We start from the raw sequence: 25093 nt of genomic DNA, 5'->3' as shown, positions 1-25093 counted from the left end.
GGGACTGGGGCCGGTCGCGGCCCCGCGCAGCCCTGCCCCCCGGCGCCTGAGGGACAGGGCTACTCCAGGGTGATCCACCCGTCCGGAATCCAGCCGTCCACATATCCCTGAAGAAGCAGGCCCAGATCCGTGACCCCCAAATCCCCGATACACGCGGCAACTTGGGCGTATGGGAGCCAGGTCAGAGGCATGTCGGCGCCGGGCAGAGCGCAGAGCGAGGTGACATGCCCGGTGAAGATGCGGCGCTCACCCTGCCGCCGAGGCCAAGTGGCTCCGGAGGCGGGGGCCGGGACGCGGCCGGTGACCGCGCCGAGGCGGATGGCCCCCGCGGGGGCCATCGTGCGGGCAAGGCGCTGCGCGGCCCGCCGGTACGGCTCGGCCGTCCTCTGCCGCACGGACGGCAGAGCCCACAGCCGTCCGGCGGCCGCAATCCCGTGATCCAGCAGGGCAACGCGGTGCCGCCGGTCGAAGCAGGCAAGGAGAACATCACCCCCGGGCGGTGCATACATGCACATGCCGTCGCGCAGGCCCTCGGGAAGCACTCTGGGATGTGTCAGACGGGCTTCTCGAAGGCGTCGTTCCACGCGGCGAGCCCGTCTGGGTGCAGAAGTGGCACCACCGGGGCGGTCAGGTACTCGTGCTCGATGAGGTAGAGCGCGGCAAGTCCTTGGTAGCCGGGGAAGAGTTCGGTTATCCGGGCCTGAACGTCCTCGGCTGGGGCGTCGTCGATGTTGAGGAGCCGGCGGGCAAGGATCTTGCAGTTCCATACGTCCAGGCCGAGGGCGCTGTGGTCGCGTGAGGCGTGAGAAGCGATCACAGCAGCGGTGTAGGGACCCACACCTTTGATCTCTTGGAAGCGGGTGGCGAGGTCGTTTGCCCCAGCGAGCTCTTGGGTGCCGTCTTCGGCGAAGAATGCGGCGAAGCGTGGGAGGTACTTGTCGCGGTATCCGAGCCGGTCACGTTCACGGAAGGTTTCGGCCGGGATGCCGATGATCTCCGTTGGTGTGAAGAACGCCCGGAGGGTCAGGCCCGCGAAGTGGACCACGTGACCGTAGTGGGTGAGAAGGTTGCGCATCATCTGCGCAGTGCGGGCCACAGTCGCGTTTTGCAGGAGGAGAGCGATGACGGCGATCTCGAAGAGGTCTTCCGGGCAGCTCTGCCTCATCCCGTCAAAGGCTGCCAGCGGCTGGGTCATTGCTGGGATCTTCTTGGCGAGGTCGGTGAACTCGGCCAGGTTCTCGTTGAGGCCGTAGCTATTGGTCAGGCGCTGGGTGAGGGGTTGGCGGTGGTGGGGCTTCCACTCGCCATCGGTGTAGATGTCGGCGGCCAGTCCGCTGGGTCCATCAGGGCGGAGGTGAACACCGCACACCAGCTCGTCCAGGCGGAATGTGCGCCAGCTCTCGTTGGGGGTATGGGCTTCCAGGGCGGTGGCGAAGTGGCTGGGCTTCCACAGGGTGTGCCGGAAGTCGAAAGGTCCGGTCGTGGAGAGCCGCAGGGTGTCGGCCTGTGGAAGGCGGCGTGGTGTCACGTGGTGCTCCTGGGTGTGCGACCGCGGGTGGAACGGAGGCGGGAGTCGTCGTTGCGGAAGCTGGCTGATTCGTCTGAGGGTTGAAGGGCCGAGGGTGATTCGTAGGCGTCCAGTGCGCAGCGGAGGTGTGTGATGACGGCAGCGCGGAGTTCTGGGGGTTGGGTCACCGTGACGTCTTGGCCGTAGCTGGTGACGAGTGGAATGAGCCATTCCCATCGGTCGGCGAAGAGCACGATGATCAGTGATCCGTCGGGCTGGTCGTGGAGCTCGGAGTTGGACTTCAGGCTCAGGCGTAGGAGTTCTTCTCGTGCTGCTGAGGCGACATGCAGCTCGATGCGGGTTGGTCCTTTGCCGTAGTCCTCCATGGCTGCTGCCCACCAGTCGCGGACGACGAAGTCCTCTGGGTAGGTGAACTGCAGGTCGGTCAGGGTAAGCCGGTCGACCAAGTTGAGACGGAAGCGTTCGGGGTCTCCGGATGGGGCTGCGGCGACCATGTGCCATTCACCGGCTTTCCAGACCATGCCGTAGGGCTTCAGGAGCCGGGACTCCTGGGCGCCGCCCTTTACGCGAAGGGCCACCTCCACCGCGGTGCCGGTCAGCATCGCGTACCGCAGGGTGGGAAGGTGGCCAGATCCTTCGTCGCGCCAGTACCAGTCGGCAGTGTCGAAATGGATGCGCTGGGTCAGGCGGCGCATCACCTCTTGGGTAGTGGCGTTGATCCCGGCATTGCGGGCGCGAGACTCGGGTGTTTCGGTGCCGTCGGCGGGCTCGACAAGGCCGAGGACGTAGAGGCGGAGGGCCTGGTCGGAGTCGAGGGTGAGCGGGTCAAGCGGGTTGTCGGGGGTGAGCCGGTAGCCGCCTTCACGGCCGGGGCTGGCCTGAATGGGGATTCCATGCTGAGTCAGCTTCTCGATGTCCCGGTAGATTGTCCGCTCCGTTACGCCGAAGCGTTCGGCGAGCGAGGAGGCGGGCACCCAGTTGCGACTGCGCAGCGTCTGCACGATGGCCAGTTGGCGAGCGTGGACGTCGTTGACCATCAGCCTGTTGCCGCCAGAAGTGGATAGATCTGTCCGGTGGCGTAGCGCCAGTGCCTGGCGGTGGCGAGGTCGATACAGACGCGGGCAACCTCGTCCAGGCTGAGCGGCCGGCCCCACGGCAGCTCGGTGTAGTAGCGATCTTGGTCGGTGACTCCTTTGAGCTTGAGGACCTGCTGGGCAAGGGGCGAGTCGATCAGAGAGGGGGCTACCAGATTGGCGCGGACGCCGTGCGGATGCTCCTCCTTGGCGAGGGTGAGGATGACGGCTTCGAGCGCGGCCTTGGCCGCCGTGTACGGGCCGTTTCCGGGACGCGCGGCGCGTCCTGCGTCGGAGCCAATGGCAAGCAGCGACGCTGCATCGGTGCGGGCGCGCTCAGCGACGGCATGCCAGGTGCGGATGAAGCTCAAGGTGTTGGCCTGGTGCACGGCTTCGAATTCGGCGGTCGGGGTGTCGGTGATGAAGCGTTTCGTGGACGGGGCGCCAATGCAGGCGAAGACGGCCTGTAGGCGTCCGGGGTGCTGTGCCACAGCTTCGCGCAGTGCTTCGGTGCCGTCATCGGTGCTCCCGTCGAAGCGCACCCACCTGGTTCCCGGCGTCGAAGTGTCCTCTTTGTTCGAGGGAGGACGGGTTCGGTAGGTGACCACAGCGTGCCAGCCCTGCTGAGCGAGCAGAGCATGGATGGCTGCACCGAGAGCGCCGCTGGCGCCCGTGATAACGGCCAGCGGCGTACTCGATGTCGTGGCACGACTCACCGCTCGGCGCCTCCCCGCCCTCGGGCGGAGGAGGGAGCGTCGGGGTGGTCTTCATCGAACATCTCCAGGAAGCGCATCTGCTCCGGCGGGATGCCGAACAGTGCACCGACTGCCTGAGCGCGCTCCGCTGCCTGCTGGCCGCCTCGAACGATCAGCACGAGGGCTTGCGGGAAGGCGACGAGCATCTGCTGGCTGTCGATCAGGTGCGCGTAGTACAGCTTGGGGAGCAGTGCCTGAGCGAGTTGCAGGCCCGCAGCAGGAGCCCTGTCGGTCGGCACCGTGAGTTCGATGATCTCGATGGGGGTGCTCTCGTCCAACATGTGCCGGTAGCGGCGGTCTTCGAGGGGCGCCAGGCCTGGCGGGAGCTGGCCTCCGGTCAGGCTCTCGGTGATCACGATCGCGCGCATCGTGTCGTCCATGGCGGGCTCGGGTTCCTTCCTGGTCGGGTTCAGTGGAACGGGAAGGTGAGGACGTCTTGCACGCTGCGGTCGGCACAGAGGGCGAGGAGCCGTTCGATGCCGAGACCGAAGGTGAACACGTCGGCGGGATCCCTGTCGACGTCGGCGTAGAAGTCAAGGGGCCCCTGGTCATCGGTTATCCCATACATCTCCGTGCGCAGGGCGATGTTGGCGTCAACCATGGGCCGGTAGTCGTCGGCGCGACGTAGCTTCAGGCCGCCATCGCAGCACTCGATCCCGCGAGCAATCAGGGAGAAACGCTGGGCACGGCCGGTGTCATCGACCCGGCTGTTGTGGCGCAGTGCGAAGGGGAATCCGGTGAGTACCGTCGGTTCGGTGATGGAGGACTCGACGGCGTGCTTCATGAAGTCCTCCATCACCTCCCAGTCGCTCGCGCCGAGCTTGTGCCCGTTGCGGGTGAGCCAGCTGCGTGCTGCGGCCGTCATCTCTGCGTCGGTGAGAGGCCCGTCGGACTTGAGTGCTCCTACGATGGTGTCGTCGACGGCTCGCACGCGGATGTGTGTCCAGTCCACGCCAGGTGTGTTCAGCGTGCCGTAGGAAGCCAGTACGGTGGCCTGAATGAGACTGATGACGATGGCGACGCCTTCGTCGAGGCCCACGTCACGGGCAGCGGTTTGCAGCATGAGGAACTCGACAGCGCGGTGGGCGTCCTCACGCTCGGCTCGGATGGCCTTGCCAAGGTCATAGACGCGGTCCACCGTGATGGCCAGGCGTCGTACGTAGTCCTCCGCCGAGTGACGTAGATAGTAGTGCTGTCCGGTGAGCGGGTGGGTGGTGGAGAACTGCGGGATCGGGGCACTCTCCCGGTTCTCGCACAGGACCGGTGTGGCAGCCTCGATGAAACCGTGGTCGTGAAGGTAGTCGCGCAGGGCGCGGATCAGGGCCGCCTTGCGCAGCAGGACGTTCCGCTCGTCGGGGTTGTCTTTGAGGAACGTGGCGTATAGGCGTGCACCGGGCTTCGTGAGCGTCACTGTGCACCTCCGACCTCGGCCGAGGCGCTGCTTACCCACGGGGACGCCACGGTCAGTCCGACGGCGGCGTCGCTGTTCAGCCGCACGGTCGTGCCGATCGGAAGGGTGTACTTGACGGCGGTGTGGCCGAACGGCAGCCCGGTGGCGATGGGGAAGTCGTAGGCGTTGCACAGGTCCATGACCATCTCGTGGGCTCCCCAACCTGCGGACGCCTCGCAGCTGACGAGTTCGCCGATGACCATGCCCGCGATGCGTTCCAGGACTCCCAGGTCGCGGAAGTGGGTGAGGGTCTGGTCCAGCAACTCGACCGGCTTGAATGCGTCCTCCCAGGCCAGGATGGCGCCGTCCCAGTCGGGCTCCCACGGGGTGCCCAGCAGGCAGCGCAGGGAGGAGAGGCATCCGGCGACCAGATGGCCGCTCGCGGTGCCGGTCCGCAGCCAGCCCAGGGGTGCATCGATGACGGCGGTGCTCGGCTGCCCGGCCAGTACTGCGCAGAAGTTGTCCGTGGTGTGCTGGGGGGAGTTCTCCGAGCCCCAGTCCCACACCACGGCCGGGCCGTGGAATGTGGGCATCTTGGTCCGGGCTGTGATGGCGTTGAGCAGCAGGCTGGGGTCGCTGACGCCGACGATCGCTTTGGGGTGTGCGGCGATCAGTTCGAGGTCGAGTCCACGGAGCAGGCGGTTGGTGTTCTTCCCGCCGCCGGCGCAGACCACGGCGCTGATTGCCGGATCGGACACCATGGCGTGGAAGTCGTTCAGTACTTCGGTTTCGGTTCCAGCGCGGTAGCCGTGGTGACGCTCAGTAGAAGCGGCGGCAACGACGTTGAATCCCTGCTCGCGTAGGGCTGTGAGGCCCCTGGCGTAGAAGTCGGGGTGGAGGTGCGGCTCGGGCGCAGCCACGGTGATGACACCGATCGTGTCGCCTTGGGTGACGGGGGCGGGAAGGGGCGGCGCGGTGGTCACGTCATCTCCTCGGGGCGGGGGTGGGTCAGCGAGCGGGGGCCATCCGCATTTGGGTCTGCTCGCGGGCGCGGTCGGCGGTGGCCTGGGACGTCCACGGGGTGAGGCTGGTGTAGTAGTCGAAGTGGGACCAGCCCTCCAGGTCCTCGGGCGGCTGGAACCCGTACCGCAGGGCGTCGTCGTAGAGCGGGGTGCCTGGGTAGGGAGCGAAGAGGTGCACTCGCGTCTCGGGCGTAGTCGTGAGGGCCCGCAGCTCCTCGATCAGCGAGTACGTCTCCTCCGCCTCTGTATCGCTTTCCCCGGGGAAGCCAACGATGAAGGTGTAGCTGCCGAGGATTCCCGCGTCGGCGATCTCGGCAGCCACGTCAAGGATCTGAGCCCGGGTGACTTCCTTCTTCACCACTTCGGACAGGACTCGGTCGGAGCCGGACTCCACGCCCATCAGCAGACGGGAGCAACCGCTGGCCGCGACGTTGCCGAGCAGGTCCATGCGAGCGCGCCGGGCCTTGAGGATGTCGTTGGGGTTGATGCTCGCCGCCCACTTCAGACCCAGATCACGTTGGATCAGCCCTTCGCAGAACGCGATGGAGCGGCGCAAGTTGACGAACCAGTCCGCGTCATAGAACTTCACGCCGTTGATGTCGTACCGCGCCTTGAGGTCCGCGATGTCGTGGACCAGACCCTCTGCGGCCATCGCGGAGTACTTGCGCTGATAGGTGAGTTCGTAACAGAACTGGCACTTGTAGACGCAGCCCTGGGACGAGACGTAGTTGAGCGTCCTGCTTGCCACAGTGGGATCATCGCGGATGTAGTCCGTGACACGCAGGAGGTCCCAGGGGTACGCGCCCATCATGCCGGTACGCGGAGGATTGACGGGACCGCGCAACAGTTCGCCGCGGCGGCGCGCGATCAGTCCGGGGACATCCTGGCGGCGTAGCTGTCCCAGCAGCGAAGCGACGAACGCCGGCATGGAGTTCTGCCCCGGTCCGACCAGTACCCCGTCCACCAGCTCGTGAGCGGCGGTCTGCTCACCGAGCACGTTGACGTGAGGGCCGCCGAAGACGACGGGCGGGCAGGCGGGGCGCTCCTTCGCTACCCGGACCATGTCCAGGGCGTGGCCGATCTGTCCTCCGCCGGTCATCACGCTCACACCGATGCACACAGCGCGGTCCAGGTGCTCGTCCAAGAAGCGGTCCCATGCCTGGGCATCTGACTGATTGCCGTCGAAGAGGAGCACCTCGACCTGGCCTTCATCGAGGAGGGGCTTGGCGATGGTCAGCAGCGAGAACGGCATCCAGAAGTAGACGTAGTCCTTCTCGTGGTCCACCTTCGGGTAGACCAGGATCACCAGCGGTCGGCTTGACACCGCCGCGGCAGCCGCGTGCGGGGTGTCGGGGAGCCCCAGGAACACGCTCATCGACGCCCCACCTCCAGTAGCTGCTGGGGGGTGCTTGCTCCGGGGCGGAACTGCGCGTCCTCGTACACCTCAAGGGCGGCCTGCACGCGGGCTTCCATCTCGCCGGCCGTTCCGCTGGCGAGGAACGGAGCGAGGTCGACGGTGACGTCCTCACGGAGGAGGCAGAACTGCATCCGAAGGTCCGAGGTAAGCCGCAGTGCCATCAGCGCGTCGTGGCAGGGGAAGAAGGAACAGCCTCGGCAGACCGAGCCGTACCAAGCCCCGGCGGTAGAGTCCTTGACCACGACCTCCATCCCTGACGGCATGGTAAACACCGACATGGGGTGGCCGAGTCCGCCCTGCTGACGTACCTGCTCGTTCACCGCTCGAAGCCGCAGTTCGGCGGCGAGTCTCTCCAGCGGCACGTACAGCTCCGATAGGTTCCGACCCCGCTTGATCCTGAGCCGCCGTGTGAAGCTCTTCGCGCCCTCCCCCAGGTCCTTGATGATGTCCAACAACTTCATGCTGGCAACGCCAAGCCCCTCGCAAAATTCAGCGAGTTGCGGAACCTCGTGGTCGTTGATTCCCTCCATGACCACGACGTTGACCTTCACCGGCACGCTGGTGGCAACGCACCGCTCCAGGGCCCCGATCACCTCGGCGTGGTCATCAACACCGCAGACCTCGTGATGCAGCGCCGGGTCAAGCGTGTCGAGGCTGATGTTGAACAGGGTCACGCCAGCGTCGGCGAGTTCCTGCGCCCGGTCGCCGATGAGGGGGTGACGCGAGATCACCTCGACGTCAGTGAACCCTGCCTCGTCCCTCAACCGACGAACCACGTCTGTCAGCGGCTCGTACAAGGCAGGGTCACCGCCAGTCAGTTTGATGCTGTCCACCCCGTGGTCGCGAACAACCTGGGCGACGCGCAGGAGGTCGTCCGGCCGCAGCTCACAGCCAGAGGCGGTAGAGACCGCCTCGCCGGATGGCCTGCAGAAGAAGCAGGCCCGACCACAGCGCGAGTTCACTGTCACGCGGAATTGCGGTAAGCGCATCCGCTTCTCTCCGCCATCGCTGACATCCATGGACACAGCTTCTCCAGTCCTTTACTTGGCATCAATGACTTCCGCGGGTACCTGATGTCAGGGTTCTTGCCGACGAGGGAACGAAACCCTGACACGCTCGTTCGCCCTGGGGTGTGGGTCGCGCTTGCGCCGCGCGACGGCCCGGGTCGTTCCCCCGGACCGCTGACTCGGGGCTTAACGCCAAGGGGGCATCACGGTCAGCCTGATCGGACCGCAACGTCGCCGAGGAGGGCCAGCAGGTCGCACACGGCCGTAGCCAGGCATGCTGCGTGCCACAGCCGGAGTTCGATGTGCGGATGGTGTACCGCAGCGCCCGTGATGGCCGTGCGCGCGACGAGAGCCGACAACTGCTGCTGCGTGGTGCTTGGCGGGACGGAGCCAGGTTGGGCCCGGTCGACCAGTTGATGAGCTGTCGCACCGAGCTGGTCGATGACCTGATCCAGTGCGGCAGGCGCTGGCGAGAGCCGTGCGTTCCACCAGGCGCGCGTCGTACGGGCCGCTTCTCGGATCTCGTCGTCGCGGAGACTCTTCACGTGCCCTGCTGGTTCAGGAAGCTTCGGCGGGTTGGTTCGCTTCACGGAGCCTCGACGCACGGTCAGCCGCTGGCGGACATCACGCTCCAGCAGCCCCTCCTGGAACAGAAGACGCAGTGCGGCGGCGAACGGTTTGTCTCCGGTGACCAAGATGCGGCACAGCTCCCGTCGGCCCGGCAGCGCGGTGTCGGGAGGAAAGGCACCTCCTGCTGCCAGCGCCCGCAGGAGTTGAGCGAGCTGGCGGGGCCTATCGTTGAAGGGGTTTGCTCCAGGTACCCGTGCTCGACAGTTCGCCTGCTGCTCGATCACACCCTTGCCAGCGAGGTCGGATAAGGCCAGATGGACGCTCTGAAGAGGGAGGCCCAGGTCGGCCGCGATCCGGCCCGGTGCCAGGACGGCGCCAGGAGGGTAGGTGCCGACTTCGACCCTTTGCTCGATCCGCTGAGCGACTTCTGCGACCGGCGCGAATGGCGGCAGGGTGTCAGCCAGGGTGCGTAGCAGATCTCGGGCACTGCCCACGCGCACGACCAGCTTCTCGTATGACACCTCGGTCGGCTGCGTAGGGCGGGTGACCGCCTCGATCAGCCGGTCCCACCGGGCCTGGTCCGCTGGTGAACCTGCTGCGGCTTGTCGGCGGCGCTCGGCCAGCGGCACCCACACACCGGTGTGCCGGTCGATGAGGGCGTGGCCCTCGATCACAGCCGCGGATGAGGCCGCAGACCTCGCGCCGCCGATCCTCCCCACGCGCAGCAGGTCAGCGCGCAACGCGCGGCGGGTGCCTGCGGAGTCTGCGGGGGATGAGCCGGGCTCGGCTGTGTGCTCCTGGTCCTGGACGCTCATGCCGCCTTCTCCGTCTGGGAGGGAGCCGCGACGCGGCGGGGCGGGACGACCATCAGATCGGGCCGAAGTTGGCCGGTGTCTTCAAAGACCACGATGTCATTACACAGAAGCACCCACCCCTGCTCAAAGTGGATGGAAATGGGCTGAGCGGCGCCCGCGTCGCTGGCGTCGGACGCCGGGCACCGCGGTGTATGCGAACACATGAGCAAGTCCTTCCTAAGTGGTGGGAGACGTCGTGCGGTGGTCGGAGGCCGCCTGACGAGGGCACCGCCGGGGGACATGACCGATCTCCTCGATGCGGTGGGGTGGTGGCGGAGGAAAGGGCGTGGCCGGCCGCCGCTCGCTGACTGCGGGCGAGGGCGGCTGGGGCGCCAGCTCCCAGCGACGGCTGGGCAGTGGCGTCGTCCTCTCCGGGGGTGTCCCGGGGCCGTACCGTGTGGGCGTGTGCACGGTGGCCGCGCGGGACTGAGAGGACCCACTTGGAAAGGTCGCCGGTGCGTCGGTGTCCGGTCCGCACCGGCGACCGGCTCAGGGGACGGCCGCCCGAAGGGCTGCCAGCAGACGCCGAGCGGCCTCGACGTCTATCGAGCCGAGCTCGATACTGGGCTCGTGATTGCATCGGATGCAGTCCGGGTGGGCGTACACATCGGCGAGAATGCACTCGGCAATGGCCTCGTAGGAGTCGGAGAGCAGGTCACGCACTCGCACCTGGTGTGCCCACCTGGCCGCGCATTCCGTCGCGTCGGCTCCGGCCTCAACTTTGTCCCGCGGGGCGCCGAGCAGGATGGCGAGCTGTGCGGCGGTGGGGACGGATACCTCGCCGAGCATGATGCGACCGCCGTCCACTTTCAGGTCCGGCAGGTCGAGGTCGTGCGCGAGGAACACCTCTCGCAGCCGACGGGCAACCTTCAAGGTCTCGCGCAGGCCCTTGCGAATCAATCGGGTCAGCTCAGCGGCCTCACGGGCGGTGACGGCACTCAGCCCGATGAGAGGGCCGTGCAGCCCGATCACGGGACTCGGGCCGTTGATCCCGGCCTGTTGCAGAACGGAACGTAGCTCATGCGCTGCCATCACGAGAGCCGCTCGGTCACTCGAGGGGAGCATGCTGGTCGGGGTGGTCATGCGGACCTCCGGTCAAGAGAACTGTGCTCCGGGCTCGCTATCCGACTCCGGAGCACGCGGGCCCGGCTGAGAGCGGATAAGTCGCGCTTGGAGGCACCGATGCAGGGGCCGATGAGCGGAAGGCACGAGACGGGGTGGACGATGAGCCACACTGGGCGTGCGTCACTGCCCAGGCGGACGGTGCACGGACGGCCGCTGCGCAGCTCTCGGACGGCCATGCCAGCGCCTTGGTGGTCGCCGAGCCAGGCCCATACACTGCCGAAGGATTCGCGATCCAGGTCGACGCCGACCTTCCGTACAGCCCCCCTGAGCCAGGTGACTGCGCCGCCGGGGAACCGGGTCGTCGTGCTCAGGACTACGGCATCGTGCCGATCCGGTTCCGTGTAGATCACCTGGCACCAGTAGCTACGGGGCAGCTTCATGCTGACCACCGCCCTTCGACGTGGGTGGAGCCGACGGTGTCGGTCGTCTCGGCTGTCAGCACCTCGAGGACGTTTTCGGCGACCAGCGCCAGCCGACGCACATAGCCTCGGGCTGATGCGAGATCAGCGGGCGGGGCCTCGACTTCGAGTTGCTGGGCTCGGTTCACGATCACCGTGAGTTCCGCACTCGGGGCTCCGGCGGCACGCTGGACAGCGATGTTCAGCAACTGGCCCAGGTGGCGGCGGATACGGGGCACCAGCCCTTGAACGTCCTCCATGGCGAGCAGGGCCGACTGCAAGCCGAATGCCGTGTCCAGGTCGTCGTCGATTCCTTCGTCGTAGATGAACGAGTTGTGCAGGGAAGCGATGAACGTATGGACGGTCGCGACTGGAGCGGGCCGGGCAAGCTCGACGTTCAGATGTCGGCGCTGACGCCTCGGAAGCCCACCGAGGCGGTCGATCGGTAAGACGGAGTGCGGGAGACTCTCGGGCCCGGTCGCTCGGGGGTAGTGATCAGGACAGTGCTCTGATCGTTCGGCTGGCTTCGCCATCGTTCCGACACCTGCCACAGTAGGAGTACGGGAGCTGACCGGGCCCCGCTGCGCTGCGAACGGTGAGACGGGTGAGGTCGTCTCTCCAGCGCAGCGACGCGCCGACAGAACCGCTCAACACCTGCCCCCTGGAAGAAGCAGCCGTGAGTGGTGCAACTACGTTCACGCATGTGCGATTTACTGTGCAAGCTCAACGGCAATCGCACTAAAATTGGCAAATGCCTGAGCACCAGCACGACTTGCCCGACCGGGGACAGGGGGTGACACACTCGGGGGCACGACATGCGTCGGCGCCCCACACAGGCCACGGGAGTGGGGACACGGGCCTCATCGAGCACCAACACTCGAAACGGTTGAGAGGACGGCAAGGTGGCAGCGAAGCGCGGAGCGACGTTCCGGCGCCGAGAGCTAGGCAAGGAGCTAAGGAAGCTCCGAGAGAAGAAGGAACTCACGCTCCAGGAAGTGGCCAAGGCCCTGGGGTTCTCGCACACCAAACTGGCGCGCGTCGAAATCGGAGAGAACGATCTTCCGAGGGTCGGCGACTTGGAAGCTCTCGTCGATTACCTCGACAGCGACCTCCCTAAGGAGGATCGGGAGACACTGCTCCAGCTCCACAGGGAATCGTTGAGCAAGGAGCCTTGGACCCCTTACAAAGCGTTCATGCCGTCCAAAATGCCGACGTACAGAGGTCTGGAGCAGGACGCCAAGAAGATGCGGGCTTACCAGCCCAACTTCGTCTTCGGTCTCTTGCAGACCGAAGGCTATGCGGCCGCGCTCTACGGCATCGCCAAGCCCGTCGATGAGACGACCTCCGAGTACACCGACCAGAACGTTCGTCTCCGTCTTGAACGCAAGGAGCTGATCACCAGGTCCGACAGCCCGCTTGAGCTCCACGTCATCATGGATGAGACAGCCGTGAGGCGCATGGTGGGCGGGCCTCAGGCCATGCGTGAGCAGTACGACGAAATCGTTGAGCTGGGCCGCCTGGACAACGTCACTGTCCAGATCCTCACCCACGACATCGTCACCTACCGAGCTGAAACCAACTTCACCGTCCTCGACTTCGAGGATGCTCTCGACTCGATCGTCCAGTCGGACATGTGGAACAGCATCAGCGTCACTGACGAGCGTCGCGAGGTACAGAGGAGCATCCGCCGTTTCGACGCCATGCGCGACGGCGCCCTGCCTCCGGCCCGAACGGCCGGGTTTCTGGAAGCACTGCAACGAGAGTGGAAGTAGCCATCAACACACACATCATGGCCCCCGACGTGGCCGCAGAAGACGCCTGGTTCAAGTCCTCCTACAGCAACGATTCCGGAGGCTCCTGCGTGGAGATCGCGGACCTGACCACCCAGGTCGGCATCCGTGACTCCAAGGACAAGCATGGCCCAGCACTCCTCGTGCCGACCGCCTCCTGGTCCTCCTTCATCAATATGGTCCGAACCGAGTCAATCGGTCTGGACTCCGAGTAGACCCGCGAACGCCGAAGCGGGTGGTCCTCCTCGCGCTCAGAGAGGAGGACCACCCGCTTCAGTGTTCCAGCGCCGACCGCGATCAACACCGGTCGCCGCGCTGGCGAGCCTACGCAGGGCCCCATACACGGGTATCTCGGCACACCGCGGAATGCACACCCACCGCTCCGAAACCCCACCGGTCGCGGCGCACCGGCACCAGCCAGGTCACCCCCATCGTCTCGTCACCATCGTCCTCGTCTTCGTCAGCGGGATCGAACGGCGCCGGGGGTCTGGCACCTGCTCGATCTGCCGCTCGATGCCGCGCAGGTTCTCCTGAAGGTCCATGGTCACCACACCGTCGATGGTGGCCTTCAGCGGGTCGGCTAGGAGCTTGGCGCGTCGCTCGCCCAACCAAAATACCGGGGCTCTAGGTCGGCCGGATCGGTGTCCGTGCCGAGTGGTGCGGCGTCATCCCCCAGCATATGCGCCGTTGCTGAGGGTGCTCATTTGGGTAGTCTGGCAAGTCGGGGCAGGGCGAGCCATCAGGGTCGGGAGGCGTCGGTGCGGCGTGACATGGGGGAGCACTACCAGAATCTCGCCAGTACTTATGACGACAACTGGGCCTATAGTCCGGACTTCGTGCGGTGGATGTCCGGACAGATCACCTCGACTCTGCGGCTGTCGGCGAGCGATCGTATGGCGGACATCGGGTGCGGCACGGGCCTGTTCGCCGGCGGTATAGCGGAGGCCCTACGCCCACTCCACCCTGTGCTGTGCGTGGATCCTTCGGCGGCGATGCTCGATCAGCTTCCCTCGTCCCCCGCTCTGTCACCGCTCCGGGCCTCGGCCGAGGAGATCGCGGACCTGACGGTGCCGCTGCCTTATGAGCAGCTGGACGCGATGTGGCTGAAGGAGTCGGTGCACCACGTCACCGATCCTGCCACCACGCTCACGGGACTGGCCCGGCTGCTGGCGCCCGGCGGTCGGCTGCTGGTGGCGATGTTGCCGACCACGATCGGCTACCCGTTGTTTACCGAGGCCCTCAAGCGGTACGAAGAGCTCCAGCCTGACCCGGCTGTCATCGCCCGGCACCTTGCCGATGCGGGGCTCCGGGCCGAGCTGACCTTCGTGGAGCATGAGCTGCGCCTGGACAGGGAGCGCTACTTGTCCATGGTCAGGTCCCGGTACATGTCCGTGCTGTCGACCTTCAGCGATGAGGAGCTCGACGCCGGGATCGAGGAGATCCGGGCCCGCTATCCAGGACCGGAGTTCGTCTTCCCTGACCGCTTCGCGTTCGTCCTCGGCGTTCGCGACGACTCCACTGGCGCCAGTGCGTCTGGCGGAGGTGCGCGGTGACCGCTCCGGTGGACGAGCGTCTGCGCCGATTACGGCACGAGCTGGACGATCACGCCCGGGTAGCGGAGCACCTTGGGATCGATCTGGAGCGTCCCTTACGGTCGCTGGACGATGGCTATCCGGAGAACGCCATCGCCCTGGTCGGCAAGATCACCGAGAAACTGCTCAAGCAGCTGTGGCGCCACCATGAGGTGGCTGGCGACCCGTCCGGTCGCATGCTCAGTGAGCTGATCAAGGGCTGCCGCCCGCACATCCGCAGCACAACAGTCCTCAACGCGCTCACCGACATCCAGCGCCTACGCAATCGCTCCACCCACGACGGCTACGAGGTCGCCGAAGAAGACGGCCTGCTCGCGGTGCGCCGCCTGGTCGATGTGCTGGCCTGGTTCACCAGCACTGCCAGTCCCGCCCTGACCGGGGACGACCCGCGGATGGAACCTGAAGTCGCGCGCCGGGTGGAGTTCCTCGCGGGCCTCTACCTGACGCTGGGCTACCGGGTATCCAAGCGCTTCGTTCTCTCCACCGAGACCGTCTACCAGCTGTTCTGCCGCGAATCCGGCGTGCGCCTGGAGTACGTCGAACTCCTGCTGTCCAAGGATGCCGCCGAGCTGCGCAACGTGCTGGAGACCACCGGCGGTGAACTGCTCAAGACCCGGCTGCCCAAGTTCACCCGGTTCGTCATCCTCGACGATGCGGTGGACCAGGTCCGCCCACTGCTGGGGCAGGATTACCGGATCGTGGGCTACGAAGGGTTCATCGACACCATCGTCGACCTTCAGACCCACTTGGCCTCCTGCGCCACGGCCGCACCGGAGATGCCGCGCGAGCGTCAGCCCTTACCCGGTGCCCTGCTCACCAGCGACCCGCGCACCGGCGAATCCCGCATCACCGATGTGGAAGACGCTGAACCACTCCTGACCCGGCTCATCCAGGAGTCGGCCAACGTCCTGGTCATCGGCAAGCCGGGAAGCGGCAAAAGCACCCTGCTGCGCGCCCTGGTCAATGACACTCCCGCTACGGCGCGCCGTTTCCGTTTCTACTTCGACCTCAGCTTGAAGCCCAAGGACGAGGCCTTCGCCGAATACATGGCCCGCGTGCTGGCGCCCTGTGTGCCGGGCGAACGGGCACGCGCCTTCGACCTGTTCCTGTACCTGATCCGCTCCGGTTCAGCCCTGTGTGTCCTGGATGCCGTCGACGAGGCCGTGGACGAGCCCAGCCCCGAGGGATTCCTGCGTTTGTTCGCGGACCTGGCCTCGGCGCTGTCGGCCGAGTCCTGCGTCGTGCTCAGCTCCCGTGTCTCCTTCCTGGCCGATTCTCCGCAGATCCGGCGCCTGCTCGACTGCTCCAGCGCGATATCCGAGCAACTGGTCGAGCAGATGTACACCAACGGCGTGGATCCCCAGCGCGTCCCCCGCTTCAGCATGCTGCGCCTGACGGACGCACCGACCGACCGCGAGCCCGCCTCGGATACCGGCGCCGCCGCCCTATCCACGCCGCTGGCACGACACCTCCAGACCGCCCTGGACATCGCGGGCACCCCAACGGTCGCTGAGTTGATCGGCACTCATATCGACCAGGTCCTCGCCGACGCCGGGCTGGCGCATCTCGCCCCGGCTCTCGCTGATACGTGTGGCCGGGCCTTCCTGGAAGACCGGACGGTCTTCCCCCTGCTCGAATTGCACAACGTGCTCGGACCGCAAACCTTTGACGGCGGTCGGATCACTCCCGACAACTTTCGCCTGCTCCCGCTGTTCCGACCCGCCGGGCCCCAGGCCCTGGCCTCCATCCACTCCGCCTACCAGGAGCTGCTCGCCGCCCGCTACCTCAGCACCCCGGACGGCCGCGAACAGGCGGTCGGCTTGCCCGCAGGCCCCTACTTAACCGAACAAGTCCGTTCCTTCCTCGCTGCACACCCCACCCTCCCCGCGCATCCCGCCCCGGCAGAGGACTGCGTGCTCCACCCCGGGGTGCACCTCGTCGGCCCAGCCGAACGGCTGCTGCTGCGCCGCGTCCACCACCCGATCCGATTCGACCGCCACCCGGTCACCGTCGCCCGCTACCGCCCCTTCCTCCAGGCCCTGCGCCCCGACGGAACCTCAACCTGGGACCACCCTGACCAGCCGCCCGGGACCACCCACGCCCCCTGGACCGAGCGGTTGCGTGCCCCGGACTACTACGACGACCCCCGCTTTGACGAGCACCCGGCCATCTGCGTCAGCTGGTGGGCCGCGTACGCCTTCGCCACCTTCGAAGGCAAGCGCCTGCCCACCTCCCTGGAATGGGAAGCCGCCGCCCGCGGCACCGATGGCCGCCTCTTCCCTTGGGGCGATACCCCCGACCTCCAAGCGGTGAACTGCGCCGACTCCTGGGCCGGCCGCCCCCTGGTCACCTACCAGGCATGCAAAGAGGAATTCGACCGTGGCGGCTTGGGCCACGCCTGGGTCACCCCGGTCGACGCCCGTCCCGCCAACCGTTCCCCCTACGGGATCGCCGACATGGTCGGCAACGTCTGGGAGTGGACCTCCACCAGCGTCAACGATCCGGACGAGGCCGTCATCTGCGGCGGCGCGTTTGACAACCCTCTGCGCGCCGTCCAGGCCAGCGCCAAGGGCTTGTTCCGCCGCTCGCGAGCCAGCAACGCCGTCGGATTCCGCTGCGTCACCGAGCTCGCTCCTGCTACCGGTGACGACGCGAAGGAGGACCAGCAGTCATGACGGCAGACCGTCAACGGAAGCCCACCTCAGCGGGGGCTCCTCGATTCGGATGTGTCGTCGACCGACGTCCTCACGGCGGCGGCATCCACGGCCGCGCCAGCAGCTACATCGTCCAGGACGACGAAGACGGCCGCCACTACACCTTCGACTACACCCACATCGTCACCGAAGGCTTCCGCACCCTGCACACCGGCGAACGCGTCCGCTTCCACATCGCCGCCAATGACACCTGGCGAGCCGAATTCGTCATCCGGCTCAACCAGCCCTCCCCCGAGGCGTTCTACGAGTGAGGCGCACCCGCACTGTCCCCACCGGCGTACGCCAGATCATCGCCGTCGTCCTGCCCGCACGCCTGCCCGCCGACCCACCCTGGCCCCAAGGCCCCCTGCCCTTCACCCACGGCGTGCGGACCACCACCACCGACACCCGCCGCACCTACTTCACCCCGGCTGCCGCCAGCGTCCTCTACGGCACCCCCGAACACCCCACCCGCTGGCACCGCCAAGTCCTTGACGCCCATGGTCCCGTCACCATCGACGGCATAGAACTCTTGCGCACCCCCACCGACGACGACCCCGACCGTGCCCTGTCCGTCCTCCACCTGACCATCACCGGCCCCGAACTCCTCCACACCCTGCGCACCCTCGCCCGCCGACCCGGCACCACCCCCTCCTTCCTGGTCACCGGCCCCATACTCACCGCCCTTTTGCAGGACCACGCCCACACCAGGCCGAACACGCTCCTCGAAGGCCGCGCCACCGTCGAGCCCGATGCCCTTCCCTACACCGTCACCCTGCTCACCCCTAGCCGACGGCCCCTGCCACGTCTCAACCGCGGCCGGGATCAACGCCGATGGCCCACCACTGAGCAATGGCTCTGGGCACTCGCCTCCCGCGCCAACACCGACGACTACCCACCCGACCCCGCCACCGTCCCCCAACTCACAGCCAGCGCCCTGCGCATCTCAGCCGACTGGAGCGCCCTTGTCCTCCGCCAGGGCGCCGCCTTCATCGGCCACCGCCGCGACCATGGGCCCGACGATTCGTTCTACGGCTACGCCGAACTCCACATGCGCAGCATCTACCTCGACGCCCTCCTGTTCGGCATGATCCAGCGCACTCACATCGACCACCTCACCGAAGACCTCGCCCAGGTCTTCACCTGCCCCGGCGAAGCCAACCGCCTCGCCGACCTCGAACGCCGGATCGCCCACTTCCGCAGCACCTACTGGCGCCAGCACCTCACCACCCACGGCACCGCCAACGACCTCCTCATCGCCTACCAGCACCAATACCGCCTCTCCGACCGCTTCACCGAAATCCTCGCCGAAGCAGCCGACCACAACCGGCTCATCCAGACCCAGGAAAACCAGCAGATCAGCGGCGCGCTCGGCATCCTCACCATCCTCGGCCTCCCCCTCGGCACCGCCCTGGGCGCACTCCAAGTCCTCGGCGACCAGAACCCCTGGCACCTCCTCACCGCCACCACCGGCGCCCTCGCCGCCACCGCCGTACTCCTCACCACCCGCTATGGCCGCCTCGTCCTCACCGCGCTCCGAGGCCGCCGCCCCCTGACCGATCGAGACAACTGACGCCCTGCCACCGAGCATGCTGAACGCCTCGAGCCCCTGTTGTCAGACCTTCGCCCCACGCTGGCCCTCCTGCATGTCGTTGTAGCAACCGAGGAGACCCTGCAGGCGGTCACCGCCCGCAGACCTCGCACCGGCCTCGCGCATCACAGCGACACGGTGCGCTGTCGCTGTGGTCCGCATCAGCAGGCCCGGTCAGCCACTGATGACTGCCAATCAGGCGCACTTGATAGAGCAACGGATTCGCATCGGCTACCGCCTATCTCCTGCCCTCGGCCGAAGGCGTCTTGAGGTGTCGCACGAGCTGCTGAAACGTGGCCCAGGCAGCGACGTCACTGCCGTCACCGAGCGGATAGTGGACGGCGGACCGTCGTGCTGTGCCCAGCTGCCGGGGTCGGAGATCGAGGGGCGGGTGCATGGCGTGGGACAGGCCGATCTTCGCCGTCTCGTGCGGGCCGAGGGAGAACGCCACGGGGGTGGCTGGTGCTTCGAGGTGTGGCGAAGTGGTGAGGTCGTGGCGGGCCGGGCGCAGGCAGGCCAGCAGCGTTGCCGCCGAGTGCTCGAGGGTCAGCGTGGTTGCCAGGTTCTCCAGGTCATCCAGGGGCAGGGTCTCGTCTGGGCCGTAGCCCACCGTGAGGGTGATGTCTTCCTCCACGCCTGCTGTGGTGCGGGTGATGTGGATGGTGGCCATGGCGGGGCGGTCAGGGTGGCCAACGGCGGTGAGCCAGGTGGGCTGGGGTGCACGGTCGCGCGCCAGCTCTGTCAACTGCCGAGAGGACCATGGGTTGTTGATGGGTTCGGCGGTGCTCCAGCCGGCTGGTGGTTTGCCCGTGAGGATCTTCCAGGCAGTTTCGAGCGCGGTGCCGAGAGTCAGGTCCCTGTCGGGGGTGTAGCGGGTGCGGAAGGTGCAGATCAGTTGGCGTTCCCCGGTGGGGCGCGCATCCGTGAAGGGTTTCGCTGCCGGCGTTGCTCCGTCTTCTGCGTGGACGGGGGTGAAGGCTCCGTCCTGCCAGCGCAGGACGGCTCCGGAGAGGCCGTCGTAGTAGCCGCATCCGTCGTCTTGGACGACCCAGCGGTTGGGGTGACCGACAAGCGCTGTGCGGAGGGGGAGGGTCAGGCGGCTGGTGGGCGGGGTGACGATCTGCAGAGCGCGGTCGGTGGCGATGCAGCTGCGCAAGATGTCAGCGAGCCAGATCGTCAAAGCCACACGGGGGCGTTCGGTCAGGACCACCGCCGCCTTCTCCGTGAGGACGTCGACTGCGGGGAGGTCGTCGTCGGGTGTGCGGAGAGCCGTGGTGTCGCCGGTCAGCTCGACCGGGTCGAGTGTGGCGGTGTCCGGGGGCCATGTGATGCCGCCACACAGGGCATTGAGGCGGCCCGCGAAGCTTGCCGCGAGGCGTTCGGCTTCGGGGATGGCAGGAGAGGCACGGGCCTCGGTCCACCACACCGGGCCTTCAGGCACGGGGGTGTCGGTGCCGAGGAGGCGGGCCACTTCGCCTTCGACCTGGATGAAGATCGGAGCCTCGATCGTCATCAACGGGCGAGCCTCGGACGTGGTGAGGCGGATGACCGCGCCCTCGTGGTCCGACTGCAGGCCCAGGTCGGGGCCCCCGGCGTACAGGCCCATCAGGATCGCCATCGGGTCGGGCATCTTCTCGGTGAGCGCGATGAGGTCCTTGGTCACAAGGGGCGATCCTCCTGGGCGAGGGCGGTGTGGATGAGTTGGTGTCGGCCGCCTCGGCCTGCCAGGGTGCCCCGGCCTGGTGGCTGGGGGCGGGATACAGGCCGGGGAAGAATGAGCCTTCAGCGCGTTCGCCGTTCATCACCAAGGCAGAGGTGCCGGATTCGCGCAGGGTTTGCAGCAGGGGTTCGTAGAGGCCCGGCCGGAGCCTGCGACGCGGCGGGCCAGGACGAAGTGCAGACCGACGTCGGGGACCGCGGAGAGGTAGGGAGCGTGCCGGAGAGCGATCCGTGGAGGGCTCTGGACGCATTCGCTGCACAGGCAGGAACGAGACCGTCTTGAGAAGTTCCTAGACCGTGGGCTGGTGTATGACTACTCATCAGACGCTGAGCTTTTGTGCCGAGCTACCTTCACTATGCCAGGTGCCTCACGTGGGGAACTCGCCCAGCCATCCGTGCTGCAAGAGGTGCTTGGGTAGGTACTCCGACTCGACCTCGATCGGGAGTTCTCCGTCGTAAGCGAGGCAGGCGATTGCGAGAGGGCCCAGGGCGATGCTGCCGTCGATATCCGCTTCCCGTTCCTCGTTCAGGGTCCAGTATGTCTTGTGCAGCTTCAGCGCCTCCACCAAGGCCGGACTGAAGCCTTCCTCGTCCTTGCGCACGAAGTGGTAGAAGAGGTTGATCGGCGGATAGAGCAAGCCATCTAGCAGATCTCGCGGGGCGACACGTGCCACTGCTGGATCCGACGCCTGGAATGTGGCGGTGAGCTTCTCCACCAGCCCCGGCCGCCGCAGCCAGTACGTCTGCAGGGTGTCCACCCAGTGGTAAATGTACTCGTCGTACTGCCCGTCGGGCGAACGCAGCCGCTCCAGCGGGATCTCGCACAGCTGCGTCATCCGCCGCTGATCACGGCAAATGACGGCCAGCCAGAATGCCGTCAGCCAGTTTCCCGCATCCGCAGTTGACATCGGGCCGACGGCTGGAAGCGTCCGCACCTTCCGATTGATACGGCACTCGACGTACCCCTCGCTCGCCCCCGTCACGGCGAACAATGCCGAGCCCAGCTGCATCGCATTGACCGCGGCCTCCCATGTCTCCACCGCCGCTGCTCGCGGATCCACGACACAGCGAGCGCGCAATACCAGGAGTCCGGTGTCGAAATGGGAGTCGATCAAGCCCGAGGCGCCGACGGAGTCCTCAAGACCGTCGATGCCCTCGATCAAGTGTGCGCTCAGCCGCTCCGCGAGCTGCTCGGCGTCAGGTCCTGCCAACAGGCCATGCCGGGAGATATTTACGGTCACGGAAGAGTCCCCTTGCTGATATCGAAGCGCCGATATTGGAGGCCAGTGTACGCCCCTGCGTTCCTCTCCCCCTTGACGACGACATATTCTAGCTTCCCGTCGGCCAGAGCCTTCTCCAGGTCTCTCACAATCCCGACCTCGCCGCGCTTTTTCATCATGCGAATAATGTCGAAGAAGTACTCCCTGCTTCCCTGGGAGACCCTTCTACCGTTCGGGAGAGTGCGAGGACCGAGACGAGTACCAGTGCTGCTCTTGGCCTCGATGACGACAATTCGACCGTCCTCGTGCTTCCATACCTGGTCGAACTGGTCATTGCCGTTCTTCGGGCCGAGGAGGGTCTGTTTGTCGAAGTCCGGGTAGTGCTCAGCAATAAAGTGGTGCTCGGCCGCCTTCTCGCCAAATTTCTCGGCTAGGTCCCCCATCTGCGCGTGGGCTTCTTTGTAAGCCCCCTTGGCCTCGCCCCAGAGTCCTCCTGATTCGAGAGTGGCGTGGGCGTTGTGCGTGTTACCGGCCTCCGTCTTCCAGTTCTCGACGAGCTTGTCCCACTGAATGGCGAAATGGCGGTCCTGCGCGGCTTCGTGGAGAATGTTGAGTCGGGATGGGTTCGTGACGCTGTCCGCACCCATACGGATGTAATCGTCGTCGAGGTAATGCGGCGCGGGAGGCGCAGGAGTGTCCTTGGCCCGGATCAACGGGCCGTCGTCCAACAGCCGGGTCAGCTGAGGCGGAGTGAACCCGCTCTCGTCCGTGAGTTCCAGGTTCTTACGGTCGCCGAAGTGGTCGCCGCCCTTGTAGTAGTCCTCGAAGTACCCGGGTTCGTGGTTGGCACGGTAGACCTGGATCTCCTCGATCTGCTCCTGGGTGAGGGAGCCACGAGGACCGTATGGGTTGTCGCCCTCGCGCATGAAGCTGGGACGCGGCACAGGATCACGCTGCGGCGGGACCGTGCCGTCACCTGGAGGATCAGGGTGGCCGGCGCTGCCGGGGTCGTTGTCGGCGGCAGAGCTGCCGGGCAGGTCGCGGCCGCCACCCGTTGTCGGGGTTTCGGCATGGCCGCCAGTGCCGGCCTTCCAGACATGCTCGTCCTGGATCCGTTTCTGCTCTGCAGGGGTGAGTTCCCGTTCTGCGGTTCCGTCACCGCTGCCTGGATGCTCGTCAGCATGCCTTCCGTGGGGCGTCGACTCATTTTCGGCGGATACACCGGTATCGCCCTGCCCAGCGCCATCGTCACCCGAGCGGGTGGGAGACGAGTCCCCAGTGGCACGGCCGAGATCATCGAAACCGCCGCTGCCTGGGCCTCCGGGGGGTGCAAGGGGGCCTCTTCTTCCACCATTGGGTGGGGCCTGACTCGCCGTTGTTGCCTCACGCTCGCGGGCCCCCTCGACGGGATGGACGCCCGCTTCGTTGGTGCGGCCTCCGACGCCTGCGGGCTCACGCACCGCTGAATTCTCTGCGGCCAGACGAGCGCGATTGTCAGCCGACCATTCGTGGCGCAGGTCGTCACCTGTCTTGACGGTGCCGTCCGCGTTGTAGAGCGCCCCGTTCTCCCTACTGAGGTAAACGGGGTTGCCTTTGTCGTCGAGGGCTGCCACGTACTTCTCCGGCGGGAACTTCACCTCGTCGAAGACCGCTTCGGGCCGGTCCGGAATGCGGTACCGGGTGCCGTCGACGAGTTCCACGTAGGAGCCGTTGCCCACGCCGCGAATGCTGCCCATCACTTCGCGGACTTTGACGGTGGTGTACTTGCCGGCCTTGGCGATGTAGGTGGCCGGGTCCACGGCACGGGCGGCCTTGCCGGTCACCGAGATGATCTTGGGTGCATTAGAAGCGGCACCCACGCCGTTGAGGAAGGTCAGGACGTTGAACGAGGCGGCGCCGGCGGCGCGGTAGTTGTTCTTGCCCCACTGGTCGTAGGCGATGATTCCTTTGCCGAAGTCCCGAAGCGCCTTCTTTTGGCGTTCTTCGTCGGAGTTGTCCTCCGGTTCCCCGAACGCCCAGTCCAGGATCTCGTTGTAGGGGGTCATGATGTAGGCGCTGACGCCGCCGAGGGCGTCGCCGAGCTGTCCCCACGCCTTGCCGGCTACCTCCGAGCCGTACCCGCCGAACAGGGTGTAGAGGCCTTTGAAGAAGCCTCCGACTCCGTCGATGATGAAGCCGTCCCAGAGGAACCGTTTGCCCATGCGGTGGAGTTCCCACCACTCCAGGGACTCTTCAACCGGCTTGCCCCAAGGCGTTTCGGAGCCGTCGAAAGCCCCCTCCTTGAGGGCGTAGGCGTTCTTCGGGTGCGAGCCGTCGTCGGTGACGTAGCGGAAGTCACTGAACAGGGCGAAGATCTTGTTCGCGCAGGTCTGTTCGGCCTGCCGGAACGCGATGAAGGCAGCGTTCACCTCGGCGAGGCGGGCGTTGTTCTCCTCGGTTTTGTCGCCGTCCTCGTTCCAGTCATCATCCCCGGCGATCTGGGTCTTGAACGCGGCCGCATCCGCCTTGAGCCGTTTCAGCTTCTCCGCCAGGGGGCGGGCCTCGGCCGCGTAGTCGCTCAGGGCCTTGGAGATCGATTCCAGCTCACCGCTCAGCTTGTCGGCCTTGGCGGCCACCGGTGCGGTGGTGGCGAACAGTTGCTCCGCTTCCGGCGCGGCGTAGTGCGCGGACAGGCCTTTGAAGGTGCTGTCGATCTGGTTACCGGCAGTCCACACCGAAAGCGCGTCCGTGGACAGGGCGGTGACGTCGAGCTCCAGTTGTTCGAGGTTGCCGGTGAACTCGGGTATCGCCTCGGGGTCTACGGGCTGCTCAGCCACCGAAGTCTCCCCGCGTCTGGTCCTGGACCTGCTTCCCGATCCGGCTCTGGGCGTCTTGGACCTTGGCTGCTGCGACGGCCGAGGCCTGACAGTCGGCGGCCTGCTGCAACTGCCCCTGCGCATACGCGTTGGTGGCTGAGGCCGCACCGTTGATCGCGTTCGCGGTCCGGGTCGCCATGAACCGCATGGGAGCCTGCCGACTTTGCAGATACTGACCCAACGCCTGGCCGATCGGACCCATGGGGCCGGTCCGTGACGTCCCGTCTGCCACCGGGCCGACCGCCGGGGCAGGCGTGTACGTGGTGCCCTCGACGACCGTACCGGCGGAGCCGGCCGCGCTCAGCACATCCTTCACCAGTGCCTCGACGGCGTCCTTCATCTTCTCCGCGCCGTCCTTGGTCAACGACAGCGTGAACGCGACCCCGGCCGGGTCGATGTCCCAGCGCGTCACCTACATCCCCTCCTACACCCGTGTCCGACGTACGCGCTTGGCGTGCCGGATACGGCCCCGTTGGTGTCTTGCCCTTGCCGAG

25 protein-coding genes and 1 pseudogene are annotated in these 25093 nt (G+C 66.5%); 7 read left to right on the top strand and 19 right to left on the bottom strand.

The genetic code is table 11. The features are described 5' to 3' along the window. Positions 1 to 59: 59 nt before the first annotated feature. The 11 genes from JK363_RS35880 to JK363_RS43210 all read right to left on the bottom strand — a co-directional run bounded on the left by JK363_RS35880 (position 60) and on the right by JK363_RS43210 (position 9780). The gene (locus JK363_RS35880; protein WP_201881892.1) at positions 60 to 542 is read right to left on the bottom strand and encodes a hypothetical protein; all 483 of its coding nucleotides are present in this window, start codon (positions 540 to 542) and stop codon (positions 60 to 62) included. 11 nt (positions 543 to 553) lie between these two features. Then, positions 554 to 1528: a DNA glycosylase family protein gene (locus tag JK363_RS35875; protein WP_201881891.1), complete on the bottom strand. Its 975-nt coding sequence runs from the start codon at positions 1526 to 1528 to the stop codon at positions 554 to 556. Continuing rightward, positions 1525 to 2565 (bottom strand): helix-turn-helix transcriptional regulator, encoded by a 1041-nt coding sequence (locus JK363_RS35870; RefSeq protein WP_201881890.1) that lies wholly within the window; start codon positions 2563 to 2565, stop codon positions 1525 to 1527. The genes JK363_RS35875 and JK363_RS35870 overlap by 4 nt, the downstream gene beginning before the upstream one ends. After that, positions 2565 to 3317 carry an SDR family NAD(P)-dependent oxidoreductase gene (locus JK363_RS35865; protein ID WP_201881889.1) on the bottom strand — a complete coding sequence of 251 codons (753 nt, stop codon included), beginning with the start codon at positions 3315 to 3317 and terminating at the stop codon, positions 2565 to 2567. Before JK363_RS35865 ends, JK363_RS35870 begins: the two co-directional genes overlap by 1 nt. Next, positions 3314 to 3736 (bottom strand): hypothetical protein, encoded by a 423-nt coding sequence (locus tag JK363_RS35860; protein ID WP_201881887.1) that lies wholly within the window; start codon positions 3734 to 3736, stop codon positions 3314 to 3316. Before JK363_RS35860 ends, JK363_RS35865 begins: the two co-directional genes overlap by 4 nt. Before the next feature lie 29 nt (positions 3737 to 3765). After that, complete coding sequence (locus JK363_RS35855; RefSeq protein WP_201881886.1) at positions 3766 to 4767, bottom strand: amino acid--tRNA ligase-related protein; 1002 nt, start codon at positions 4765 to 4767, stop codon at positions 3766 to 3768. Further along, positions 4764 to 5729: a S66 peptidase family protein gene (locus JK363_RS44020; RefSeq protein ID WP_201881885.1), complete on the bottom strand. Its 966-nt coding sequence runs from the start codon at positions 5727 to 5729 to the stop codon at positions 4764 to 4766. Before JK363_RS44020 ends, JK363_RS35855 begins: the two co-directional genes overlap by 4 nt. Positions 5730 to 5754: 25 nt before the next feature. After that, positions 5755 to 7143 carry a B12-binding domain-containing radical SAM protein gene (locus JK363_RS35845; protein ID WP_201881884.1) on the bottom strand — a complete coding sequence of 463 codons (1389 nt, stop codon included), beginning with the start codon at positions 7141 to 7143 and terminating at the stop codon, positions 5755 to 5757. Then, positions 7140 to 8204 (bottom strand): radical SAM protein, encoded by a 1065-nt coding sequence (locus tag JK363_RS35840; protein ID WP_201881883.1) that lies wholly within the window; start codon positions 8202 to 8204, stop codon positions 7140 to 7142. The genes JK363_RS35845 and JK363_RS35840 overlap by 4 nt, the downstream gene beginning before the upstream one ends. Positions 8205 to 8401: 197 nt before the next feature. Continuing rightward, on the bottom strand, positions 8402 to 9577 hold the full coding sequence (locus JK363_RS35835; RefSeq protein ID WP_201881880.1) for a GntR family transcriptional regulator: 1176 nt from the start codon (positions 9575 to 9577) through the stop codon (positions 8402 to 8404). Further along, the gene (locus JK363_RS43210) at positions 9574 to 9780 is read right to left on the bottom strand and encodes a DUF5999 family protein (RefSeq protein ID WP_236076370.1); all 207 of its coding nucleotides are present in this window, start codon (positions 9778 to 9780) and stop codon (positions 9574 to 9576) included. The genes JK363_RS35835 and JK363_RS43210 overlap by 4 nt, the downstream gene beginning before the upstream one ends. A 122-nt stretch (positions 9781 to 9902) precedes the next feature. Here JK363_RS43210 and JK363_RS35830 point away from each other — a divergent pair, with 122 nt between their 5' ends. After that, positions 9903 to 10046, top strand: a complete 144-nt coding sequence (locus JK363_RS35830) for a hypothetical protein (RefSeq protein WP_201881876.1) — start codon at positions 9903 to 9905, stop codon at positions 10044 to 10046. A 59-nt stretch (positions 10047 to 10105) separates the two neighbouring features. Here the strand turns inward: JK363_RS35830 and JK363_RS35825 are convergent, their stop codons facing one another. Both JK363_RS35825 and JK363_RS35820 read right to left on the bottom strand, forming a co-directional pair. Beyond that, positions 10106 to 10699 carry a hypothetical protein gene (locus JK363_RS35825; protein ID WP_201881874.1) on the bottom strand — a complete coding sequence of 198 codons (594 nt, stop codon included), beginning with the start codon at positions 10697 to 10699 and terminating at the stop codon, positions 10106 to 10108. Positions 10700 to 11117: 418 nt separating this feature from the next. Continuing rightward, complete coding sequence (locus JK363_RS35820; protein WP_201881872.1) at positions 11118 to 11672, bottom strand: DUF6415 family natural product biosynthesis protein; 555 nt, start codon at positions 11670 to 11672, stop codon at positions 11118 to 11120. A gap of 369 nt (positions 11673 to 12041) precedes the next feature. On the opposite strand from JK363_RS35820, the gene JK363_RS43200 reads away from it, so the two are divergent. Next, positions 12042 to 12911, top strand: a complete 870-nt coding sequence (locus JK363_RS43200) for a helix-turn-helix domain-containing protein (RefSeq protein WP_201881865.1) — start codon at positions 12042 to 12044, stop codon at positions 12909 to 12911. A 29-nt stretch (positions 12912 to 12940) separates the two neighbouring features. Continuing rightward, on the top strand, positions 12941 to 13144 hold the full coding sequence (locus JK363_RS35810) for a DUF397 domain-containing protein (protein ID WP_307822002.1): 204 nt from the start codon (positions 12941 to 12943) through the stop codon (positions 13142 to 13144). Positions 13145 to 13351: 207 nt separating this feature from the next. Here JK363_RS35810 and JK363_RS35805 read toward each other — a convergent pair whose 3' ends face one another. Next, positions 13352 to 13537, bottom strand: coding sequence for a hypothetical protein (locus tag JK363_RS35805; protein ID WP_201881861.1), 186 nt, complete (start codon positions 13535 to 13537; stop codon positions 13352 to 13354). Between the two features lie 150 nt (positions 13538 to 13687). Here JK363_RS35805 and JK363_RS35800 point away from each other — a divergent pair, with 150 nt between their 5' ends. Genes JK363_RS35800 through JK363_RS35785 form a run of 4 tightly spaced genes read left to right on the top strand, consistent with a single transcriptional unit; the run spans position 13688 to position 18787 of the window. Further along, entirely contained in the window at positions 13688 to 14482 is a 795-nt protein-coding gene (locus JK363_RS35800; RefSeq protein WP_201881859.1) for a class I SAM-dependent methyltransferase, read from the top strand. Then, positions 14479 to 17196, top strand: a complete 2718-nt coding sequence (locus tag JK363_RS35795; protein ID WP_201881857.1) for a formylglycine-generating enzyme family protein — start codon at positions 14479 to 14481, stop codon at positions 17194 to 17196. Before JK363_RS35800 ends, JK363_RS35795 begins: the two co-directional genes overlap by 4 nt. Continuing rightward, positions 17193 to 17486: a hypothetical protein gene (locus JK363_RS35790; RefSeq protein ID WP_201881849.1), complete on the top strand. Its 294-nt coding sequence runs from the start codon at positions 17193 to 17195 to the stop codon at positions 17484 to 17486. Before JK363_RS35795 ends, JK363_RS35790 begins: the two co-directional genes overlap by 4 nt. Further along, complete coding sequence (locus JK363_RS35785) at positions 17483 to 18787, top strand: hypothetical protein (RefSeq protein WP_201881847.1); 1305 nt, start codon at positions 17483 to 17485, stop codon at positions 18785 to 18787. Before JK363_RS35790 ends, JK363_RS35785 begins: the two co-directional genes overlap by 4 nt. 256 nt (positions 18788 to 19043) lie before the next feature. Here JK363_RS35785 and JK363_RS35780 read toward each other — a convergent pair whose 3' ends face one another. From JK363_RS35780 to JK363_RS35765, 5 genes and pseudogenes are all read right to left on the bottom strand, one after another. Then, positions 19044 to 20468 (bottom strand): DUF6177 family protein, encoded by a 1425-nt coding sequence (locus tag JK363_RS35780; protein ID WP_201881845.1) that lies wholly within the window; start codon positions 20466 to 20468, stop codon positions 19044 to 19046. Then, a pseudogene (locus tag JK363_RS43195) lies at positions 20465 to 20735 on the bottom strand (hypothetical protein); the annotation flags it as partial. The pseudogene JK363_RS43195 and the gene JK363_RS35780, both read right to left, overlap by 4 nt. Positions 20736 to 20892: 157 nt before the next feature. Continuing rightward, positions 20893 to 21765, bottom strand: coding sequence for an immunity 49 family protein (locus JK363_RS35775; protein WP_201881843.1), 873 nt, complete (start codon positions 21763 to 21765; stop codon positions 20893 to 20895). Beyond that, a complete protein-coding gene (locus JK363_RS35770) occupies positions 21762 to 24560 on the bottom strand; it encodes a hypothetical protein (RefSeq protein ID WP_201881842.1) in 2799 nt (932 codons plus the stop codon). Before JK363_RS35770 ends, JK363_RS35775 begins: the two co-directional genes overlap by 4 nt. Continuing rightward, positions 24553 to 25011 (bottom strand): DUF6507 family protein, encoded by a 459-nt coding sequence (locus JK363_RS35765; RefSeq protein WP_201881841.1) that lies wholly within the window; start codon positions 25009 to 25011, stop codon positions 24553 to 24555. The genes JK363_RS35770 and JK363_RS35765 overlap by 8 nt, the downstream gene beginning before the upstream one ends. Positions 25012 to 25093: the final 82 nt, after the last annotated feature.

Origin of the sequence: Streptomyces coffeae, assembly GCF_016741875.1 — a bacterium.
GTDB classification, from domain to species: Bacteria; Actinomycetota; Actinomycetes; order Streptomycetales; family Streptomycetaceae; genus Streptomyces; species Streptomyces coffeae.
Note: the sequence above shows the minus strand (reverse complement) of the source record. Positions and strands in the feature narration are given on the sequence as shown.